The organism is Oribacterium sinus (assembly GCF_963537195.1).
Lineage (GTDB): Bacteria > Bacillota > Clostridia > Lachnospirales > Lachnospiraceae > Oribacterium > Oribacterium sinus_A.
In genome coordinates, this window is record NZ_CAUTEG010000160.1 from 1 (window position 1) to 2,673 (window position 2,673).

The window sequence follows — 2,673 nt, forward strand, 5'->3', positions numbered from 1 at the left end:
CCCTGATGCTGATTCTCTAAGGTATCTTCTTCATTTTACTGGAAAGAAGAAATGAGGGACATCAGTTTCATACTTTAACTGTAGAGGAACTTTCTTGGAAAAATGCTCTTCTGATTGGACTTTTCCAGTGCTTGGCTCTGATTCCGGGAACCTCCCGTTCAGGAGCTACTATTTTGGGCGCCATGCTTCTATCGGTAGGAAGATTGGCAGCCACGGAATTCTCCTTCTTCTTAAGTGTGCCGGTGATGGCAGGGGCTAGTCTTTTAAAACTGATTAAGCACGCGGGGAATTTCGGTGCAGGACAATGGTTTATGTTGCTTTTATCCATGCTCTTGTCCTATTTTGTCAGCCTATACTGTATTCGTTTTTTACTGCGCTATATTCGCAGTCATAATTTTCTTCCCTTCGCTTATTATAGAATTCTCTTTGGCGGCGTGATTCTTTTATGGTTTGCCGTATCCCATTTGGTGCTGTAAGAAATCCGTAATGGCACTGTAAAGGAAAGGGGCTTGTTTAGAAAAGGCTACTTCGTTATGCTTAAACGGTCGATATACTAGGAGAATAAAAAAGGAAAAGAGGGAGTAAAATGAAAGCAAGAGGAGTAGTTTTAGCTATGGCCTTATCCCTTGTGATGGGGATGCAAAGCTTCGCCGCTACGGAAATCGGTTTAAATTTAAACTGGAAGTATGCGGGGAATTCTAAAATCAATACAGGAAAGGCCGTTTTATATACCAGCGATGTAAAGGAGCCGAAGCATATTACCATTGCGGTAAATGCAGGTCACGGAACCAAGGGGGGAGAGAAGCAGAGAACCCTTTGCCATCCGGACGGCACCAGAAAGTTAACCGGCGGAACCAATGCGGCAGGCGTGACTACGGCTTCGGCAGTGTCCTCCGGTATGACCTTCCAGGACGGCACCAGAGAAGCTACCGTAACATTGCAGATGGCTCATATTTTAGGGAAAAAGCTTCTGGCAGAGGGATATGATGTGCTGATGATTCGCAGTGAAGAGGATGTACAGCTGGACAATATTGCCCGTACCGTTTTAGCCAACAACAAGGCGGATGCCCATATTGCTTTGCATTGGGATGCAACCACCAAGGACAAGGGTGCATTCTTTATGTCCGTTCCGGATGGATTAAAGAGGATGGAGCCGGTGGCAAGTAACTGGCAGAACCACGAAAAGCTGGGAGACAGCTTAATCAGTGGTTTAAAGGGACAGGGAGTGAAGATTTTCGGAAAGGGAAGAATGGATATGGATTTAACCCAAACCTCCTATTCCACCATTCCTTCTGTAGACATTGAGCTGGGAGATAAGGTCTCCGACCATGGTGAAAAGACCTTAAACAATCTGGCAGATGGATTGGTAAAGGGAGTAAATATCTACTACGGATTTTCCTCTTAAATAGGCTCCTTAAAGAATTTATAAAAGAATAGTTTTGCAGTAAAGGTCTGAAAACGAGACGTTCCAAGCTGTCTCGATTTCAGACCTTTTTTGTAGAAAAAAGAGAGTGGCTTTTTTAGAGGAAATCTGTATAATGGAGAAGGTTCATAAAATTTACGGAGTATTCTTAAGAAATTAAGATTCCAAAAAATATCGGAGGAAATAAAAGATGGTTTTAGTGAAGACTTTGGCAGAGGGCTTAGGGTTTTATTATGATAAGAACGGTAATGCTGCAGTGGGAGAGGTCGGCGGTTATGATATGCTGATTACAAATGCGGATAAAGGCTCTCTATATTATCTGAATGTCTCTGTCACCAGAGGCGAGAAGCCCACAAAGGCGGACTTTGAAGGCATAAAAGAGTATAATAAATATTTAAAGACTATAGGAGTGAACAAGAAAAATTATCGTGTGGTTTTCACCCTTAGCGGAGCCTTTACCAAGGACGGTACAGTGAAAAGATTCCAAGAGATTTTACCGGCTTTGGCCAGATTCCTGCAGGATAGGGGATTTCAGAATTGTTCGGAAATCAGCGGCGTTAATCAGGGAGTATCCACCTATTTTGCTCAGGGAGTAAAGATTATTACAAAATCGGAATATGCGGAGATTGAAAGAGGAATTCAGGAAAAACAGGATAAGATTGCCCTTAGAGGATCAAGCAGTATCTTATTGGGAACAGTAGGTGCTCTTTTGGGAGCAGTGGTAGCCGGAGCAGTGGTTCTCGGTATTTCTCAGTTGGGCTATGTAAGCTGGTTTGGCGGTGTAGTCATGGGCGGTTTGGTTATGGGAGGATATAAGTTCTTTGCCGGTCGAATTCAAAAGATTGGTATTATCATCTCCGCCATTATTATGCTGGCAGCTATGTACTTAATTAACCGCCTGGATTGGGCATTAATGATTCAGCGATATTTTACACCGGATATGTTCGGCATGGAGGGAACAAAGCTCAGCCTGTCTTTTACGTTTAAAAATGTAGTGGCTATTGTGGAAACGGCCAATTTGCAGGCAGATTATTTTAAGAACCTCGGTTTACAGCTGTTCTTCACTTTTATTTGCGGATTAATAACTTCCATCGGCGTAGTGCAGTGGGACAAGAACTCCTTCCTGGCTTATCCCATTGGGGAAGAAAAGCAGGATGTGCAGGATGCGGGACTTCCTTATACAGATAGCTTTGGAGATTCAGAGGAATAAAATTTATCCAAGAAGGGGAAGATCGGAAGAGCACACGTCT

The 2,673-nt window shown here is 43.3% G+C and carries 3 protein-coding genes; all 3 read left to right on the forward strand.

All coding sequences use genetic code 11. The annotated features are described in order from the left end of the window. Window positions 1-32 precede the first annotated feature (32 nt). The 3 genes from RYL27_RS11320 (at window position 33) to RYL27_RS11330 (ending at window position 2,633) form a co-directional block, all read left to right on the forward strand. Window positions 33-476: an undecaprenyl-diphosphate phosphatase gene (locus tag RYL27_RS11320; RefSeq protein WP_314967221.1), complete on the forward strand. Its 444-nt coding sequence runs from the start codon at window positions 33-35 to the stop codon at window positions 474-476. 110 nt (window positions 477-586) lie between these two features. Next, the gene (locus tag RYL27_RS11325; RefSeq protein ID WP_183681864.1) at window positions 587-1,405 is read left to right on the forward strand and encodes an N-acetylmuramoyl-L-alanine amidase family protein; all 819 of its coding nucleotides are present in this window, start codon (window positions 587-589) and stop codon (window positions 1,403-1,405) included. Window positions 1,406-1,613: 208 nt separating this feature from the next. Then, window positions 1,614-2,633, forward strand: coding sequence for a hypothetical protein (locus tag RYL27_RS11330; RefSeq protein ID WP_314967220.1), 1,020 nt, complete (start codon window positions 1,614-1,616; stop codon window positions 2,631-2,633). The last annotated feature ends 40 nt before the right edge of the window (window positions 2,634-2,673 follow it).

Bases quoted from the DNA above. Each gene is read 5' to 3' on its own strand.
- RYL27_RS11325 (WP_183681864.1), top strand. From the start codon at position 587: ATGAAAGCAAGAGGAGTAGTTTTAGCTATGGCCTTATCCCTTGTGATG.
- RYL27_RS11330 (WP_314967220.1), top strand. From the start codon at position 1,614: ATGGTTTTAGTGAAGACTTTGGCAGAGGGCTTAGGGTTTTATTATGAT.